Origin of the sequence: Streptomyces lunaelactis (assembly GCF_003054555.1) — a bacterium.
In the GTDB taxonomy this organism is placed as follows: domain Bacteria; phylum Actinomycetota; class Actinomycetes; order Streptomycetales; family Streptomycetaceae; genus Streptomyces; species Streptomyces lunaelactis.
Genome location: NZ_CP026304.1, coordinates 3,556,061 through 3,574,600, shown reverse-complemented (window position 1 = coordinate 3,574,600; position 18,540 = coordinate 3,556,061). Strand labels below are relative to the sequence as shown.

9 protein-coding genes are annotated in these 18,540 nt (G+C 68.2%); 7 read left to right on the top strand and 2 right to left on the bottom strand.

What is annotated here, in order from left to right:
* The first annotated feature begins 42 nt into the window (after positions 1-42).
* The 4 genes from SLUN_RS16050 (at position 43) to SLUN_RS16035 (ending at position 12,437) form a co-directional block, all read left to right on the top strand.
* On the top strand, positions 43-378 hold the full coding sequence (locus tag SLUN_RS16050) for a hypothetical protein (RefSeq protein ID WP_159100264.1): 336 nt from the start codon (positions 43-45) through the stop codon (positions 376-378).
* Positions 375-989, top strand: a complete 615-nt coding sequence (locus tag SLUN_RS16045) for a BMP family ABC transporter substrate-binding protein (RefSeq protein WP_257153736.1) — start codon at positions 375-377, stop codon at positions 987-989. The genes SLUN_RS16050 and SLUN_RS16045 overlap by 4 nt, the downstream gene beginning before the upstream one ends.
* A gap of 236 nt (positions 990-1,225) precedes the next feature.
* Positions 1,226-11,857 carry a LamG-like jellyroll fold domain-containing protein gene (locus SLUN_RS42055; RefSeq protein WP_302851509.1) on the top strand — a complete coding sequence of 3,544 codons (10,632 nt, stop codon included), beginning with the start codon at positions 1,226-1,228 and terminating at the stop codon, positions 11,855-11,857.
* Positions 11,858-11,888: 31 nt separating this feature from the next.
* Positions 11,889-12,437: an SMI1/KNR4 family protein gene (locus SLUN_RS16035; RefSeq protein ID WP_371413913.1), complete on the top strand. Its 549-nt coding sequence runs from the start codon at positions 11,889-11,891 to the stop codon at positions 12,435-12,437.
* Positions 12,438-12,605: 168 nt separating this feature from the next.
* Here the strand turns inward: SLUN_RS16035 and SLUN_RS16030 are convergent, their stop codons facing one another.
* Both SLUN_RS16030 and SLUN_RS16025 read right to left on the bottom strand, forming a co-directional pair.
* Positions 12,606-13,535, bottom strand: coding sequence for a class I SAM-dependent methyltransferase (locus SLUN_RS16030; protein WP_108149134.1), 930 nt, complete (start codon positions 13,533-13,535; stop codon positions 12,606-12,608).
* A 218-nt stretch (positions 13,536-13,753) separates the two neighbouring features.
* Positions 13,754-16,195, bottom strand: coding sequence for a YfhO family protein (locus SLUN_RS16025; protein ID WP_108149133.1), 2,442 nt, complete (start codon positions 16,193-16,195; stop codon positions 13,754-13,756).
* A 124-nt stretch (positions 16,196-16,319) separates the two neighbouring features.
* Here SLUN_RS16025 and SLUN_RS16020 point away from each other — a divergent pair, with 124 nt between their 5' ends.
* From SLUN_RS16020 to SLUN_RS16010, 3 genes are all read left to right on the top strand, one after another.
* Entirely contained in the window at positions 16,320-17,297 is a 978-nt protein-coding gene (locus SLUN_RS16020; RefSeq protein WP_108149132.1) for a glycosyltransferase family 2 protein, read from the top strand.
* A complete protein-coding gene (locus SLUN_RS16015; protein WP_108149131.1) occupies positions 17,294-17,707 on the top strand; it encodes a GtrA family protein in 414 nt (137 codons plus the stop codon). The genes SLUN_RS16020 and SLUN_RS16015 overlap by 4 nt, the downstream gene beginning before the upstream one ends.
* Before the next feature lie 172 nt (positions 17,708-17,879).
* Complete coding sequence (locus tag SLUN_RS16010; protein WP_108149130.1) at positions 17,880-18,530, top strand: SurA N-terminal domain-containing protein; 651 nt, start codon at positions 17,880-17,882, stop codon at positions 18,528-18,530.
* Positions 18,531-18,540: the final 10 nt, after the last annotated feature.

Sequence of the window (18,540 nt, the reverse complement as noted above, 5' to 3'; positions counted from 1 at the left end):
GTTCCCGAGAGGTAATCGATTGTGAACCCCGCCGCTGCCGCCGTGAGTGCAGCTCACGTGATGAAAAGGGCCGTCCCCGGGTTGCTCCCCAGGATGCTGCTGGCGGCCGTGCCGATGGTGAGCCTCGGGATGCTGGGCGCGGTGCCCTCGCTCGTCATCGCCTTCCGCCAGCGCACGCGCGCCGACTGGCTGGGTGCTGCCTTCTTCACCGCCGTCACCGTCGGCTGGGTACTGCAGGCCGTGCTCACGCCGGAGGACACGCACGGCTGGCAGTTCGCGAGTGACGTGCTGCTGCTGTCCCTCTCCACGTTCGGGGCGGCGCTGCACTGTCTGTACGTCCTGTCCGTCCGCAGACCGTCGGCTGGTGAGTCCCGGTGAAGACGGTGAAGACGCGGCGTACGTGGCGTCAGGCGGGGGAGCGTCCCGAGTCCGGGCGCGCGGCACGGCTCGGCAGGTCGCTGGCCGTGGCGGCCGGTTCGCTGCGCGGCCGCGCGGGCTGGGCCGCCGGCAGTGCAGCCGTGCTGGTGCTCGGGCTGGTGGCCGTCTGGCTGTTCCTTGGCGGCGAGAAGTCCGGGCCGCCCGACCCGAGGGCGCGCCAGTACAAGGAGTTCGACGCCTGTCTGCTGACGGATGACAAGGGGATCCTGGCGGGCACGCCCGCAGCGCCGGTGTGGGAGGGGATGCAGCAGGCGTCCCAGGACACCCGGGCCCGGGTCAACTACGTGCCTGTCATGGGGGAGCAGTCGGCTGAGAACGCCCGCCCGTTCTTCAACAGCCTGATGCAGCGTCAGTGCGATGTCGTCCTGGCGGTCGGCACTCCTCAGGTGGAGGTCACCGAGGCCGGGGCGAAGCAACACCCCAAGGTCCGCTTCGTGGTGGTCGACGGCGCGGAGAAGGCCGGAAACGTCACCGTCGCGAAGTCCGGTGACGGGCTCAAGGAGACGGTGGCCGAGGCGATCAGACAGGCCGTCAAGGCGTCGGAAGGGTAACGCGCAAGCGTCAGGTTCCGCGCGTCAGGTAAAGGTCAAACAAAATGATCAATCTGCAGTGGAACTTATGTGCGCCGGTCGGGCAAGCTCGCGAAGCTTCTGTAGGTTTTGTGTAAGTAAAGGCTTCGCTCATGCGCGCTCAATGGGTCCGTAGCCCCCGCCTGTTCCCGCCGGGTCGTACCGGCAGACGCAGAGCGAGGGCTACGGCTCTTTCCGTCCTCGTTTTCTTCTCCTGCATGCTCACGACTGAGACAGCGATGGCCACCGGGGCCACACTGCCGCCGCTGAGCATGCCCGAACTCTCCATGTCCGGCCTGTGGGAATGGGCCGGCAAATCCCCGCTGGACACCCCTGACCAGCAGGGCGGCACCGCCCGTGGCAAGAGCCACCGCGCCTCGGCCGGGGCCACCAGCGCCGAGAACGGCGTCGGCCGCAAGCCCGGCAAGGGCAAGGGTGAACTCGACCCGTACAAGCGGTACGTCGACCAGCCCGAAACGGCCACGACCGGACCGGCCCGCGGTACGGCGAAGAGCTTCAACGCCGAGACCAGCGAGCGGGACGCCAAGAAGTCCACGGCGACGTCGGACTACTACGTCAACGCCGACCGTTCCACCACGGTCCGGCACTTCCCCGGCCGCACCAACTTCAAGGGCGGCGACGGCACCTGGAAGCCGATCGACACCCGGCTGGTCGAGGACAAGGACGGCAGGCTCCAGGAGCGGTCGAACTCGCTCGACGTCGAGTTCGCCCCGAACGCCGCCGACCAGCAGCTCGCGTCCGTCGACTTCGGCTCGGGCCGCAGTCTCGCGTACGCGCTGCGCGGCTCCGCGAAGGCCGAGCCGTCCGTGGCGGCCAACGGCACAGCGACCTACGCCGGCGTGCTGCCCCATACCGATGTGCAGCTCGTGCCGCTCGCCGAGGGCTTCAAGGAGAACCTCGTCCTGCACTCCGCGGACGCGGCGAACTCCTGGACGTTCCCCCTGGACGTCAAGGGCCTCACGCCACGCATCGCGGACGACGGCGACGTGGAGTTCACCGACGCGGACGGCAAGGTGACCGCCACCATCCCGCACGCGTTCATGGAGGACTCCAAGGTCGACCCGCGCTCCGGCGATGCCGCACAGTCCCGGGCCGTCAGCTATGAGCTGACCACCGTGGACGGCGAGTCGTCGCTGCGGATGACCGCCGACCGGGCGTGGCTGGACGATCCCGAGCGCGACTACCCCGTCACCGTCGACCCGACCGTCACCGCGAGCAACTCCACGTACACGCAGAACACGATCTCCGGTGACCACTCGACCGAGAACCAGATCAAGGTCGGCTCGTACGACTCCGGCACCAACAAGACGAACTCGTTCCTGCAGTTCTCCTCGCTGGGCACCACGCTGAACGGCCAGAAGGTCTCCGCGGCCACCCTCAACGTGTACGCGCTGTGGTCCGCGACCTGCGTCGCGCAGGACTTCTCGGTCCACCCGGTCACGCAGTCGTGGACCCCGTCGGGTGTCACCGCCTACCCGGGCCCGGCCTACGGTGCGGCCATCGGTTCGGCGACCCCGGCGCCCGGAGCCTCCTGCTCCAACTCCGACGGCGGCACGGACGTCGGCGTGAAGATGCCGGTGTCCCTCAGCACGAGCTGGTTCACCCAGGTCGCCACCGGCGGCGCCAACTACGGCCTCGCGCTGACCGCGCCGACCACCGACGGCCTGCACTGGAAGAAGTTCCACTCGGACAACTCGGCGACCGCCGCCTGGCGTCCCGCCCTGGACCTGACCTACACGGCCAACACCAAGCCGCAGGTCAACGCCCAGTACCCGCCGGAGAACTTCCAGGCCAACACACTCCAGCCGGAGCTGCTCGTCTACGCCGGCGACGCCGACAAGTGGCCGCAGGCGTTGAAGTACACCTTCGAGGTGTACGACGCGGACAGCGAGAGCACCACCCCGGTCGTCACCTCCGGTGCCACCCCGCTCACCAAGGGCTCCTGGAAGATCCCCGCGGGCAAGCTGAAGTGGAGCAAGAACTACGTCTGGTACGTGGGCGTCAGCGACGGCTACGAGGAAGTGACGCACTCGAGCCGCTTCGCCACCGCGGTCCCGCAGCCGCCGGTCACCTCGGGCCTGGCCCAGAACACAGACGGCCATGAATTCGACCCCAGCGACGGCAACTACACCACCGAGGACACCGACGCGGACGTCCCCGTCGTCGGCCCCTCGCTGGAGATCGACCGCTCGTACAACAGTCTCGATCCGCGCATCGACAGTGCCTTCGGTGCCGGCTGGTCCACCGTCGTCGACATGAAGGCCGCCGAGACCAAGGACGCCGCCGGCACGGTCACCAGCGTGGTGATCACCTACCCCGGTGGTGAGCAGGTCGCCTTCGGCCGCAACAGCGACGGCACCTTCGTGCCCCCGCCGGGCCGTTACGCCCGTCTCCAGTCCGTCACCGGCGGCTACACGCTGACCGACAAGGACTTCACGGCCTACAAGATCGCCACGGCGACCGCGAAGGCGGGAACCTACGCGATCACCAGCATCACGGACTACGCCGGCCGTGCCGAGACGTTCACCTACACTTCCGGCAAGCTCACGAAGATCACGAACACCACGTCCAACCGGTCGCTGACCCTGGACTGGCAGATCCCGTCCGGCACCACCCTGCCGCACGTCTTCAAGGTCACCACCGACCCGTCGACGGCGGGCGACTCCAACACCGCCCAGGAGTGGCAGTACACCTACACCGGTGACCAGCTCACCAAGGTCTGCCCGCCGGCCGACCCGACCAAGTGCACGGTCTACGGCTACGCGACCGGCAACCACTACCGCACCACCGTCCTGGACGCGGACCCGTTCGCGTACTGGCGCCTCGGTGAGGCGGCCGGTGCGACTGTCGCCAACGACGCGATCGATCTCAACCAGGGCAAGTTCAACGGTCTGTTCCGCAATGTGACCCTGGGCGGCACCGGTCCGCTGGCCGGCTCGACGCAGAAGGCCGCGAGCTTCAACGGCACCACCTCGTACGTCGAGATGCCGAGCGCTCCCGGCGCGACGCCGTCGTACATGTCGGTGTCGCTGTGGTTCAAGACCAGCCAGTCCGGAGGTGTCCTCTTCTACTACGGCGACAAGCCGCTGAGCGGCACCGACCCCGTCGGCACGACCACGAAGAACACCCCGGCCGTGTACGTGGGCACGGACGGCAAGCTCCGCGGCTGCCTCGCCATGTCGCCGGGCTGCATGACGACGATCACCTCCACCGCCTCCGTCAACGACAACCAGTGGCACAACGCCGTCCTGACCGGTGTGGCCAACAGCCAGACCCTCTACCTCGACGGCGTTTCGCAGGGCTCGCTCTCCGGCACCATCAACGACTGGGAGCAGCCCTACATCTCGCTGGGCGCCGGTGTGAACACCGACGGCTGGCCGGCGATGAACGCCAACGACAAGCTCGGGCACTTCGCGGGCCAGCTGGCAGAGGTCGCCATCTACTCCGAGCCGCTCGACCCGTCGGTGATCACCGCCCAGCACCGGGCGGCCAAGGGGTCCGCCGGGCTGCTCAACCGGATCACCACGCCGGGCGGCAAGACCCAGTCCTCCGTCGTCTACGGCACCACCGACGACCTGGTCCTCCAGGCCACGGACGGTGACGGCGGCACCTGGAAGCTCACCCCGGCCACCGTCACCGGCTCCTCGCAGGTCTACCGCTCGGCCGTGATGGGCTCCGCCCCGTCCGGCTACTGGCGTCTCGACGACACGCAAGGTGCGCCACAGGCGGCCAACGAGCTGCACACCGGCTTCGGCACGTACAACACGGTCACGCAGGGTGTGACGGGTCCGTTCGGCACCGGCGATGTGACGGCGGCGTCCTTCAACGGCACCTCGTCGTACGCGGAGATCCCGTACGCGACGCTGCACGCCAAGCCCAACCGGTCGGTTGAACTCTGGTTCAGGACCACCGAGGCCGGCGTGATCATGAGCGACCAGGCCCGCGCCCCCAATGACCCGCTGGGCGCCGGCGGCGCCTACTCGCCGCTGCTGTACGTGGCCGCGGACGGGAAGCTGCGCGGTCACTGGTGGAGCGCGTCGGGCAGCGGCACTACCGACTTCGGTTCCAAGACCACGGTCATGGACAACGTCTGGCACCACGCCGTTCTCTCGGCGTCCGGCACCAAGCAGACGATGTACCTGGACGGCGTGAAGCAGGCCGACTACACGGGTGCCGCGGGCGACCAGACGACCGCGCGCACCTTTGTCGGAGCGGGCTTCACCAAGGGCTGGATCAGCTCGCCCTCCGATGTCAGCTACTTCACCGGCTCCATCGCCGAGGTCGCGGTCTACCAGGCCGGGCTCACCGCGGACCAGGTCGAGCAGCACTGGTCCGCGTACAAGGCGTCCTCCGGCATCGCCCCGGTGCGCACGGTCAAGCTCACCGACCCGACCGACAAGACGCTGACGTACGTGTACGACGCGGAGATGGGCAACCGTCTGCTGGCCGCGATCGACACCAACGGCAAGCGGACCACCTACGGCTACGACACGGCGGGCTTCATGCACACCGTGACCGACGCCAACGGCAACCGCAGCATCAGCGGCCACGACATCCGCGGCAACACGGTCTCCCAGACCGACTGCCAGGACACCGCGGCCGACAAGTGCGCGACCGAGTACTACACGTACTACCCGGACGCGACCACGGCGTTCCCGCCGATGGACCCGCGCAACGACCTGCCACTCACGGAGCGGGACGCCCGTTCCTCCGGTCCGACCGACAACACGTACCTCACCAACTACACCTATGACACGGCCGGCAACGTCACCTCGGTGACCACCCCGCCCGTAGCGGGTCACCCGGGCGGCCGCACCGCCACCACGGCCTACACCACCACCGCCACCGCGGCGGCGGAGGGCGGCACCGCCAAGGCGCCGGCCGGTCTGGTCGACACGGTGACGACACCGGGCGGCAAGAAGACGAAGTACACCTACTTCACCAACGGTGATGTCGCCGCGGTGACCGACGCCAACGGCGCCACGGCGAAGTACACGTACGACAACCTCGGCCGGCAGATCAACGAGAACGAGATATCGGACGCCCAGCCGGGCGGACTGGCCACCTCGTTCACCTACGACAAGAACGACCAGGTCGCCACCGAGACGAACCCCTCGGTGACCAACCGCGTCACGGGCGCGGTGCACCAGGCCAGGACGGCCACGTCGTTCGACGCCGACGGCAACGTCCTTAACCAGACCGTCACGGACCTCACCGGCGGCGACGCGGCCCGTACGACGACGATGACGTACGACGCGTACAACCGCATGGCGACCAGGACGGACCCGGGCGGCGACACCACGTCGTTCGAGTACGACGTCTACGGCAACAAGGTGAAGGAGACGGACCCCGCGGGGACCGTCAACACCTACGCCTTCGACGCCGAGGGGCGTCCGCTCACCACCAGCCTGTTGAACTACACCGGCGACCCGGGCAACCCGTCGGCGCCGACCACGCTGGTGCAGGAGTCCCGTGCGTACGACCCGGCCGGCCGGCTCGCGTCGATCACCGACGCGATGGGCTGGGTGACCGCGTACACGTACACCGACGACGGTCTGGCGGCGAGCGTCGTACGCAAGGACCCGGCGAACGGCAAGTCGTTCACCGAGCAGGCCAACACCTACGACATGGCCGGGAACCTGATCAAGCAGGTGACCAACGACGGCGAGACCACGACCACCTTCGCGGTGGACGCGGCAGACCGCACCACGTCGTCGGTGCTCGACCCGAGCGGAGTCAACCGCTCCTCCACGGTCTCCTACGACCCGGACGACAATGTCGTGTCGGAGACGGAGAACGACCAGGCGACGGGTGACGTCAGCACGTCGGACACGACGTACGACAACCTTGGAAACGTCACCGGTACCACGGTGCACGACGGCACCACCGCTCCCGTGGCCCGCTACAAACTGGACGAGACGACGGGGTACTCCGTCGGCGACTCCTCGGGAGCGAACCACACCGGTACCCACGGCACCGGTATGCACTGGAATACCGACCGGGGTGGCAGCGCGGCCCTCGACGGCAACGCCAACTCGTGGGCGCAGACGGACGGATCGGTCGTCAACACCGGCGGCAGCTTCACCGTCTCCGCGTGGGTCAAGCTGAACTCGACGGCGTCGAACTACACGGCGGTCGGCCAGGACGGTGACCACCATTCGGGGTTCTACCTGGGCTATGTCCAGTCGGCGAACAAGTGGGCCATCCGCTTCCCGAACCGCGACGACGCCTCGGGCACCCTCGGTGACCAACTGGTGTACTCCACCGCTGCTCCGGTCACGGGACAGTGGACACACCTGACGTCCGTCTACGACGCCACGACCGCCAAGATCTCGCTGTACGTCAACGGCACCCTCCAGGGCACCGACGACCGCACAGCGCCCTGGTCGGCCAACGGCAATCTGCAGATCGGCCGGGTCAAGTACGCGGGCGCGTACGACGGTTTCTGGCCGGGCGGCATCGACGACGTCCAGGTCTACGGCCAGGCGCTGTCGGCCTCGCAGGTTTCGGGCGTCCACGGCGGCACGCTGCCGGCGGCGGGCAGTTCGGTCCGGTCCATGACGTGGAAGCTGGACGAGCGCGGCCTGCCGGTGTCGTCGACCGACACCAACGGCAACACGACCGACTACGGATACGACGAGGCTGCGCAGCAGACCACCGTCACCGAACCGGCGGTCAACGCGGAGCAGAACGGCGGGACCCCGGTCTCCGTCCGCCCCGTGTCGATGACCGGTTACAACACGTTCGGCGAGGCCACCGAGACATCCGACCCGCTCGGCAATGTCTCGGTCACGGCCTACGACGCCGAGGGCCAGGAGTCCTCGACGACCTCACCGGGCTACACCGCGCCGGGGACCAGCACACCGATCACGGCCACGGCCTGGAACGAGTACAACCGGCTCGGCCAGGTCACGGCGGAGGTCGACCCGCTGGGCAGCCGCACCACCTACGCGTACACGCAGCTCGGCGATCTGGCCTCGGTCACGGAGCCGGGTGGCGGTACGACGACGTACACCTACGACACCAACGGCGACCAGCTGTCGGCGACCCGGCCGAACGGTGCCCGCGAGGAGACCACCTGGGACTACCTGGGGCGCCCGGTCACCAGCACGGACGTCGTCCGCCAGCCGACGCAACGGGCGTTCACGGCGATCAACGAGTACAACGCTCCGGGCGGCGAGCTGTCCCGGACGGTGAGCCCGACCGGTGTGGCGGAGTCGTACAAGTACAACGCGATCGGCGAGACCACCGAGGTCACCGACGCTGCCGGCAACACGTCCACGTTCACCTATGACATGGACGACCAGGTCCTCACCACGAGGGGCCCGGACGGCACCAGCAGCAAGAACACGTACGACGGCTTCGGCCAGCTGATCGCCACCAGCGACCTGGACGCGACCGGCGCGGTGCTGCGCAGCAGCGGCGGCACGTACGACCGCGGGGGCAACCCGCTGACGGTGACCGACTTCCGCGGACACACCACCACGATGACCACCGACGCCACAGGTCTGGTCACCAAGGCGGTGCAGCCGGTCTCCGCGACCGAGTCGATCACCACGACCTTCGGGTACGACGCCGCGGGCAACCGGACGCGCTTCACCGACGGTCGCGGCAACCCGTTCCTGACCACCTACAACAACTGGGGGCTTCCCGAGTCCGTGATCGAGCCGTCCACCCCGGCTCACCCCGATGCGGCGGACCGCACCTTCACCACGGTGTACGACGCCAACGGGCGATCCAAGGAGCAGCGCTCTCCGGGCGGTGTGGTCATCACCAACGAGTACGACGTGAAGGACCGGCTGACGACGCAGACGGGTACGGGTGCGGAGGCCGAGACGGTCGCCCACACCTACGCGTACGACTCCGACGACCGGGTCACGGCTGTGGCGGGTGTCGGTGAGGAGAAGAACACCTTCACCTACGACGACCGCGGTCTGGTGCTGTCGGCCTCCGGCCCCTCGGGCGACTCGTCCTTCGCCTACAACGGCGACGGAGCGATCACCTCGCGGACCGACGCCTCCGGTACGTCGACCTTCGGCTATGACAGCGCAGGTCGGCTGGAGACGGCCAACGACGGCGCCACCGGCTCCGCGATGGCCTACGGCTATGACGTCAACAGCCAGGTCACGTCGGTCGACTACGGCGCGGGGAAGTCCAAGCGGGCGTTCAGCTATGACGCTCTGGGGCGGCTGTCCAACGACAAGCTGACCTCGCCGACCGGCAATGTACTGACATCGATCACCTACGGCTACGACGCGAACGACAACGAGACGTCGAAGACCACGTCCGGATTCGCCGGTGCGGGAACCAACACCTACACCTACGACTGGGCGAACCGTCTGAGCTCCTGGAACAACGGGACCACGACGGAGCAGTACGGCTACGACGCATCCGGCAACCGGACCCGCGTCGGCGGTGACACCTACACGTACGACGCCCGCAACCGGCTCACGTCGGACGGGCACAGCACGTACGCGTACACCAAGCGCGGCACGATGAGCTCGATGACGGCCGAGGACGGCACCCAGACGGCCATCAAGGCCGACGCCTTCAACCGTGTGATCAACGAAGGCGACCGGACGTACACGTACGACGGTCTGGACCGCGTCCTGAACGCCGCCGACGAGACCGGAACCCCGCTGCACTCGTTCAAGTACAGCGGTGCCGGCAACGATGTGGCCTCGGACGGTGTGACGTCCTACAGCCGCAACGCCGACGGTTCCCTGCTCGGTATCAAGACCGCCGTGTCAGCGGCGCTGGTCATGACGGACATGCACGACGACGTGGTGGGGCAGTTCACCGACTCGGGCGAGGCGCTGGCCGGATCGACGACCTACTCGCCATTCGGCAAGGTCGTCCAGTCGGCGGGCATGCTCGGTCAGCTGGGCTACCAGTCCGGCTGGACCGACCCGGACACGGCCAAGGTCAACATGGCCGCGCGCTGGTACTCGCCGGAGACCGGCCAGTTCAACAGCCGGGACACGGTGGGCCTCAATCCGCTCCCGGCCTCGATCACCGCGAACCGTTACGCGTACGCGGACGCCAACCCGATGACGGCGACCGACCCGACCGGTCACTGGAGCTTCAGCGGCGCCTGGAAGGCGGTCAAGAAGAAGGTCAAGAAGACCGCCAAGTCGGCGTGGAAGAAGACCAAGAAGGCCGTCAAGAAGGTCGCCAAGGTCGTCAGGAAGGCCGCCAAGAAGATCAAGCGGGCGGTCAGGAAGACGGTGCGGAAGGCCTATCGGGCGGTCCGCAAGACCGTGCGGTACGTGTCCGACAGCGTCAAGAGGGTCAAGAGATACGTCAAACGCACGTACAAGCGGGTCAAGCGCTACGCCCACAAGGTCGTCAAGCACGTCAAGAAGACGGTCCGGAAGGTGGCCAAGGCCGTCAAACACGTGGCGAAGAAGGTGGTCAAGGCAGCCAAGAAGGTCGGCAGAGCCGTCAAGAAGGCAGCCAAGGCCACAGCCAACTTCGTCAAACAACACGCGGCGACCATCGCCTCGGTCGCGGTCGGCGTCGTCGTCTTCGCGGGCTGCACCGCCGCCACAGGCGGTGTCGGTGTGATCGCCTGCGGCATGGCAGCCGGTGCGGCGGCCAACGCGGTGGGCTACGCGATGAGTGACGGCCCGAAGTCCGTCGGCGGCTTCCTCGGCGCGGTCGCCATCGGCGCCGCGACCGGAGCTCTCGGTGGCGCGGCCGGCGGCATGGCAGCCGGTGCGGTGGGCCGCCTGCTCGCCGGCGTCGGCGGCAAGGCCCTGAACGGCGCCGCGATGGGCGCCGCGGGCGGTGCCGCGGAAGGCGCGGTCGGCTACGGCATCTCCTGCGCGGCCAGCGAGGAGGGATGCAGCGTCAGCGGCGCGGCGAAGGCCACGGCGGTGGGCGCGGCGACGGGTGGCGTCTTTGGCGCGGCGGCGAGCAGGTTCGGCCCGAAGTCGAAGTCCCAGCCGGAGCCGGACGCGCAGCCGTCTGCTCCCAGGCCGGCGTCGTGCCCCATCCGCCGCCACAGCTTTACCGGTCTGACCGGCGTGCTGATGGCCAACGGCATCACGAAGCCCATATCCGAGGTCAAGGTCGGCGACTATGTCCTGACCGCCGAGCCGGGCAAGAAAGAGAAGGAGAAGCACCGCGTCAAGGCGGTGATCGTCACCAAGAACGACAAGGAATACGTCGACGTCGTCGTCGCCACCAAGTCGGGTCGGAAGACGATCCAGACCACCAAGCACCACCAGTTCTACGAGGCCACCCGCAATTCCTGGGCCCAGGCGGGCGACCTCAAGGTCGGCCAGAAGGTCCAGAATGCCTCGGGTACGCTGACCGCGATCGTTGAGCTCAAGTCGTACACGGCGCAGCGCGTCACGTATGACCTGAGCGTCGATGGCCTGCACACATACCATGTGCTGGCGGGCAGTACTCCGATCCTCGTTCACAACACCGACTGCCCTCGCGTCATCGCGGTCGATTCCGGGGGCGTAGCGACACCGCTTCCCGTGCACGAGATCGACTCGGCTGTGCACGGCCCGATGGCGCAGAACCATCTGAAGGCGGTGGATGACGGGGCGCCTGCCATCCTTACCCGGATGCAGGGCGAACCGAACCACAGGAGAAACAGGCGACATGCTCAGGCGCACGCGCCGCGGCCGAGGCAGTTCGGGTCGAACGCGACCTGGGAGGAGTACCCCTTCGCGTCGACGTATGAGGGAGGTCAGGGAGCAACACTCACCCTGGCGCCAGGTCCGGTCAACTCCAGCCACGGAAATACTCTGAAGCAGTTCTACGCGGACAACAACCTCAAGGACGGCGACCCGTTCGCCGTACGAGTGAAATAGGATCGAGTACAGGAAAGGGTGAGTGTTCTCGATGCTTGCGGAATCCATCGAAAACCTCTGGCTGGAGGTAGAGCGACTGAGTCGTCCGGTGGCCTCGCTGCGCGTGCCGGGTGTCGGTGCCGAACAGGTGGAAAACGCCTTTGGCGCGCCGATTCCTAGTGACGTCGTGGAATGGTTCGGCTGGTGCAACGGTGTGAGCTACCGGCCGGGCCAGGTCCAGGACGACGCTGCTCTGATTCCGGGGTACGAACCGCTCTCAGTGCGCGATGCCGCCGGTGTGAAGGCGTCGTACGGCGACGGGGACCCCGTTCTCGGAGATCGATGGATTCCGTTGCTCGGAACCGGCGGTGGCGATTTCTACGCGGCTGTGTACGAGCCGTCATCGCCATCGTCGCGCGTAGCCAGCGTCATGATTGGCGGTGAGTCGAGAATGGCGTACGAGAGCGTCGAACAGATGGTGAATGCTTTCCGGAACTTCTTCAGGACCGGAGTCTTCTTCATCGCCGACGACGGGACCCTGGACGCGGACGACGATCTCTGGATCTCTTCCGAGACCGGGTCCGGGCCAGAGATCGCCTGATTGCGTCGACTCGGTCGATGACCGTGGGGAAGCCCCAGCCGATATGTGGCTGGGGCTTCTCCGTGTGTGGACGACATTCAGGGTTGTCCGGCAGCCGCCCGGGCGGCGGCGTGCGCTCGACCGGCAGCGGCAGTTCCACGGCGGGTAACGGCGGCCGTCGCCGAGCGGTCAGCTCGCGCGCAGATAGGCCGACGTGGCGACCCGCCCCAGCAGGGTCAGCCGCGAGGTCCCGCTTGCCAGGTGCTTGTCCAGGGCGTCCTGTACCCCGGGCCAGGCCTTGTCGCCGTAGTCGTCGAGCACCACGATCCCGCCCGGGGCGACGATCTGCTCGACCCACTCCAGGTCGTCCCGCACCCCGTCCATGGAGTGATCGCCGTCCACCACGATCACCCCGTACTCCCGGTCGGAGACGGCGGCCCGCACTTCCGGATCACCGGAGAGGCCCTGCTCGATGCGCGCATCGAGCACCGAACCGACGCCGCCGAGTGCGAGGTTGGCGCGTACGACGTCCTCGCGCACCGGCGTGCCGGTGGGATCCGCTCCTTGCGGGGCGGCGCCGGGCTGCAACTGCGCACCCGCCAGCGGATCGACGATCGTCAGATGCGGTTCGATCCCGGACCGGTGCAGCATCCGCAGCAGTCCGGCGGCGAACATCCCGTACAGCGTGCCGATTTCGAGGACATTGCCGTTGGGCGGGGCGAGCAGCGGCACCGTCGCGAGCTTTCCGCACACGTTGGAGGTGGAGCCGGCCAGCCTGCCCACGCCGAGTGACTCCAGGGCGATCACCGTGCGATAGGCGACGGTCACATTGCGGAGAGCGTGTTCACTGCCGTCCGCCACGCCCTGGATCTGACGCGTGAGGGTGTCGATCTGGGCGGCGGTGGGCGTCCGGTGGCCGCTTCGACCCGTCCCGTCGACGAGCAGGCCGAGGCCGTACTGCGGGGCCTGCAGCGCGGCCACTTTTCGTTGGAGGGCGTCGAGATCGGCCTGCAAGTCCTGCGTGGCACGTTTCACGTGCTGCTCGATGCGCCGTTCGATCATGGTGAGGGCTGGGCTCAGGACCCGCTTCGCCAGCCGGTTCCGAAGGAGAGGGGGCATGCGGGGACGCTACGCCCGAGCGCCGGGCCGCGGGCCAAGGCCGGATGCTGCGTAGATGAAGTCCTGACGGCCTTGCGGCGACGGAACTGTGAAGTCACTACGACGGAATGCCGCGTGCCCCTTGCGGCAGGCGGCAGGCGGCAGCCGGGCGATGCGGACGGGGCCCGCGCAGCCTCTGTCGCGTGCGCGGGCCCCGGACCTACCTCAGGACTGAGGTGTCAGTGCGTTTGACCTGCCGGTTCGCCGGCCTTCTCAGCGCTCAGCGTGGCATTGGCACCGGTCCTGGTCCCGCTCGCGGTCCCTCGCCCCATACGGGCGCGGAGCCTTGGCAGCAGTGCGATCAGCGCGAGCGCCAGCGCTCCGGCCGTTCCCATCGCCGCGCCCGCCTTCAGGCCGGGCGGGCGGAAGGAACAGTCGACCGACGTCGTCCTCCCGTCCAGCGGTACGGAGACAAGCCCCTGGTAGGAGTCGGCCGGCTTGCCGTTGCAGCTCCAGCCGGCGATCCGGGGCGCGGCGATGACCGCTCGGCCGGTGGCTCCCGGCGGCAGCTCGGCCCGTACACCGCTGTCGGTGACGTCGACCGACACCGCGCCGGTCCGCTTCAGCCGGTCCACGGCGGCGGTGAGTTCGGCGTGGTCCAGGCAGCCGAGGGTCGTGCGCCGGGGGTCCTTGCTGTAGCCGGCCTTCTCGCCGGGCGAGTTCACCGTGCCGAGCGAGGTGAGCGCGGCACGCCGCTTGGGCTGGCCGCCGCGCAGCGTCACCCACGGCCCGTCGCCGAGCCTGGCCTTGCCGGTGTAGTTCGGCGCCCAGAGGAACACCTCGGTGCCGACCGGGCAGGTGCCGTCCACCGGATCGCCGTAGACGTCCGAGCCGAGCAGCAGCTCCTGGTTGCGGAACGGGTTCCAGTTGTATGTGGCCTCCGGTCCCGCCGGCCGTACGGTCACCAGCGGGGGCGTGGCAGCGGCCCGCGTCACCTCCGGGTCCTCGCCGGGCGCGGTGCGGACGCGCGCGCCGACCGAGAAGATCGCGTCGGTGACCGGATTGTCCAGGGACTGCACACTGCGCCCGTTGGACGTCCAGCCGGCGCCGAGCGCGGCCATGGTGCGCGTGAGGACATCCGGTGTGTGGCTGCTGTAGTAGCCGCCGCCCTGTCCGCCGAGCAGGATCGGATCGTTGCCTGTGATCTGGTCGCGGCCCACATCGGTGCGGTAGCGCGGCCAGCCGTCCGCCTTCGCCACGGCCGCCGCCCGCTCGTCGTGCGCCTCGCCCCAGGGCGGATAGTCGTCCAGCCTGCCGAGCTTCTGCCGGTCGGCGTACGCGATGGTCGCCGCGGCCTGCCCGATCAGCGCGCCGCTGAGCAGCACCGCGGCGAGCACGGCGAACCTGCCGCGCCGGGCCAGCAGCAGACCGCCGGCCACCGCGGCGAGCCCGGCCGCGAACAGCGGGAACGTCCACGTGGTGACCAGTTCACTGGTGGAGGCGGTGAGGGCGATCAGGGCCACCACGGCGCCGCCGCCGAGCAGAGCGCGCCACCCGGGCCACTCGTAGGAGATGCCGGTCCAGGCGGCGATCACCACAATTCCGGCGAAGACGAAGGTCTGCCGGTACGGGCTGCCGTTGGGGGTGGCGAAGACATGCCACACCAGATGCGTCGGAGCCCACTGGAGCGACAGCAGGGTCGCCACCGCGAGGCCCGTCCACACGAAGCGCTCACGCCTCGGTACCGCTCCGTTGAAGGCGAGCGCGGCGGCCAGCAGCAGCGCGCCGCCGCCGATGAAGACCGCGGGAGTGAAGAAGCTGTACGTCGCCGGCAGCGTGCGCGCGAACACATCGGCCCAGCCGGCCGGGGCGAACTCCTTCGTCCAGCCCGGGTAGGCGTGCTTGGAACCGAGGAAGACCGGGATCAGTACGGGCCCGGCCAGCGCGATGCCGAGCAGCACGGTCCTGGCGGCCCGCAGCAGCACCCGGATCCGGTCGCGTGCACTCTGCTCCGCCAGCAGCAGCTGGACCACGAGCACCAGCGCCGCCCCGATGGTCGCCATGTACGCGGTGTAGAAGTTCGCGATCCACGCCACGGCGACCAGCAGCGGCCCGAGCACCGGCCGCCTCGCCGTGCGCGCCCACTCGCCGGCCAGGCACAGCACCGGGAAGGCGACCAGGCCGTCCATCCACATCGGGTTGTACGAGGCCTCGACCACGGACCAGCCGCACAGCGCGTACGAGCCGCCGAGCACCGCGGCCATCCACCAGCGGCCCTCCTTGTCCTTGCGCAGCGTGAGCAGCAGCCAGGCCATGGCGGCCGCCGCCGTCGCCATCTTCAGGAGGGTGACCACATAGACCGCGAGATCGATCCGATCCCTCGGGAAGAGTGCGACCAGCATCGAGTACGGACTGGTCAGATACGTTCCGAGGTCGGGCAGAAAGCTGGTTCCGTACCCGGACTGCCAGTTGAGCAGCACTCCGCCGTCCGCGCGCCCATGCAGCAGATCCCACAGGTGTGCGTGAAACGGCACAAACTGATTGCCGAGGTCGTTCACGCTGCGGGTGTGCGGTCCGAAGGGGAAGCTGCGGGCGACGGCGTCACCGGCGCACACGGCACCCACGGTGATCAGCGCGGCGAGGGCGGCCGCACGGCCGCGCACGGATTGCAGAGTCGACATGATTCCTCGAATATGCCAGCGCCGATCGTGAAAACGTCCCGCAGGAAGCCCAGTTCACGGAATAGTCGCCTACGCGTCATGCAGGGAATCCGTACCTGACATTCGCGTGGGATGTTGTTCTTCCGTGCTGATCTCGATAGTTGTTCCGTGCTTCAACGAAGAGGAGATCATCGGCCGCTTCCATGAACACGTGACCGCAGAACTCTCCCTGCTCGGGCAGGAATTCGAGCTGGTCTATGTGGACGACGGAAGCCAGGACCGGACGCTCCCTCTCCTCGAGGAGATCGCCGAGGCCGACCCTCGTACCCGCTATGTTTCCTTCAGCCGCAATTTCGGCAAGGAAGCGGCGATGCTCGCGGGCCTCCAGCATGCGGGCGGTGACGCCGTCGTCATCATGGACGCCGACCTCCAGCACCCGCCGGAGCTGGTGCGGCGCATGCTTCAGCTGCACGACGAGGGCTTCGACCAGGTCATCGCCCGGCGCACCCGCAAGGGCGACCGGGTCACCCGCACGGTCATGGCCCGCGCCTACTACTGGCTGATCAACCGCCTCGTCGACGTGCAACTCGTCGACGGTGTGGGCGACTTCCGGCTGCTGTCGCGCCGCACCGTGAACGCGATCCTCGAGCTCACCGAGTACAACCGCTTCTCCAAGGGCCTCTTCGCCTGGGTCGGATTCCGCACCACGACCTTCGAGTACGAGAATGCGCTGCGTGAGCAGGGCCGCTCCAAATGGAGTTTCGGCAAACTGCTCAACTACGGCCTGGACGGGCTGCTCTCCTTCAACAACAAGCCGCTGCGCGCGGCCGTATATCTCGGACTTCTGCTGGTCACCCTCGCCATGGCGTATGCCGCCTGGATTGTCGGTGTCGCCCTGGTGAACGGCGTGGACACCCCCGGGTATGTCACTCTGCTCGTGGTGGTCACCGCACTCGCCGGTGTGCAGATGCTGATGCTGGGGGTGGTCGGCGAGTACGTCGGCCGTATCTACTACGAGGTGAAGCGGCGACCGCACTTCCTGGTGAAGGCCACCAACGCCGGCCTTCCGCACCAGCAGGAAGGAGAGCGGCAGACACGCGACGGGGAGCTCGTAAGACGATGACGGTCCAGGTCCAGATGGTCAGATTCGCCCTGGTGGGGGTGGTGAACACCGGGACGTACTACGGCCTGTACCTGGCCCTGCTGACCTGGTTGCCCTACGTGGCGGCGCATGTCGTCGCCTTCGCGCTGAGCATGGTCGGGTCCTTCTTCCTGACCTCGTACTTCACCTACCGGACCCGCCCGACCTGGCGGAAGTTCCTGCTGTTCCCGCTCACCAACGCCGCGAACTTCATCGTCACCACCAGCGGCGTCTATCTGCTGGTGGACGTGGCGCACTTCGGCAGCCGCTACGCCCCGCTGATCGCGGCGGCCGCTGCCATCCCGGTCACCTTTGTCGTCTCCCGGACGATCATGCTGCGTCCGGAGCCGGTCCCGGCGCTCGAGAAGGCGGAGCGGGTCCCTCAGGTGTGACACCTGGACGCTCTGGACGAATCGTTGGCCGAATCAGTGGCCCACACCACTGAGACTGCCTACCATCGATCACCGCAGGGTCTTGTGCGCCCGCCCGTCGCCCGACCACCACCCCTTGACGAGGCACTGCGCGCCACACCTTTCGTTGGCACAATCACGCCGGGAGGCTCCTTTGCACCGCCGTCGTCGCACCGCGCTCACCGTCTCCGCCGCGCTTCTCGTCGCCGCGCCCCTCCTCGCCGCCTGCGGCAATGAGGCCCACCCAGGCGCGGCCGCCGTCGTCGGTGGGGAGCGGATCGAGGTGTCCACCGTCCAGGCGAAGGTGAAGGACGTGCGCACCGCCCAGGCGAGCTCCCCCCAGTCCGCCCAGCTCATCAAGGACAGTGGGCAGCTCAGCCGCGCCAAGCTGTACGACCTCATCGTCGGCCAGGTCGTCCAGCGGGCCGCCGACGACGCCGACGTCAAGGTCAGCCGCAAGGAGATCCAGGACGGTCTGGCCGTCCTCGAGCAGCAGTCCGGTGGTCAAGAGCAGCTCGCCGCCATGTATCTGCAGCAGCGCGGTGTCGCTCCCGCCCAGCTCAACGATGCCGTACGCCGCGACATCCTGGTCAACAAGCTCGCCGCATCCCTCGGTGCCACCAACACCCCCGAGGGCCAGGCCACGCTGAACAAGGCTTTCACCGCCGCAGCCAAGTCGCTCAACATCGACGTCAACCCCCGCTACGGCACCTGGGACGACCAGAAGCTCGAGCTCGGCAGCTACAAGGCACCCTGGATCACCCAGGTCACCAAGGAGCCGGAGCCCGTCGAGCCGGGTGCGTAACAGCGCGGGG

Excerpts from the sequence above, each read along its gene's own strand:
- SLUN_RS16015 (WP_108149131.1), top strand. The coding sequence starts at position 17,294 with ATGACGGTCCAGGTCCAGATGGTCAGATTCGCCCTGGTGGGGGTGGTG.
- SLUN_RS16030 (WP_108149134.1), bottom strand. The coding sequence starts at position 13,535 with ATGCCCCCTCTCCTTCGGAACCGGCTGGCGAAGCGGGTCCTGAGCCCA.
- SLUN_RS16025 (WP_108149133.1), bottom strand. The coding sequence starts at position 16,195 with ATGTCGACTCTGCAATCCGTGCGCGGCCGTGCGGCCGCCCTCGCCGCG.
- SLUN_RS16035 (WP_371413913.1), top strand. The coding sequence starts at position 11,889 with ATGCTTGCGGAATCCATCGAAAACCTCTGGCTGGAGGTAGAGCGACTG.
- SLUN_RS42055 (WP_302851509.1), top strand. The coding sequence starts at position 1,226 with ATGCTCACGACTGAGACAGCGATGGCCACCGGGGCCACACTGCCGCCG.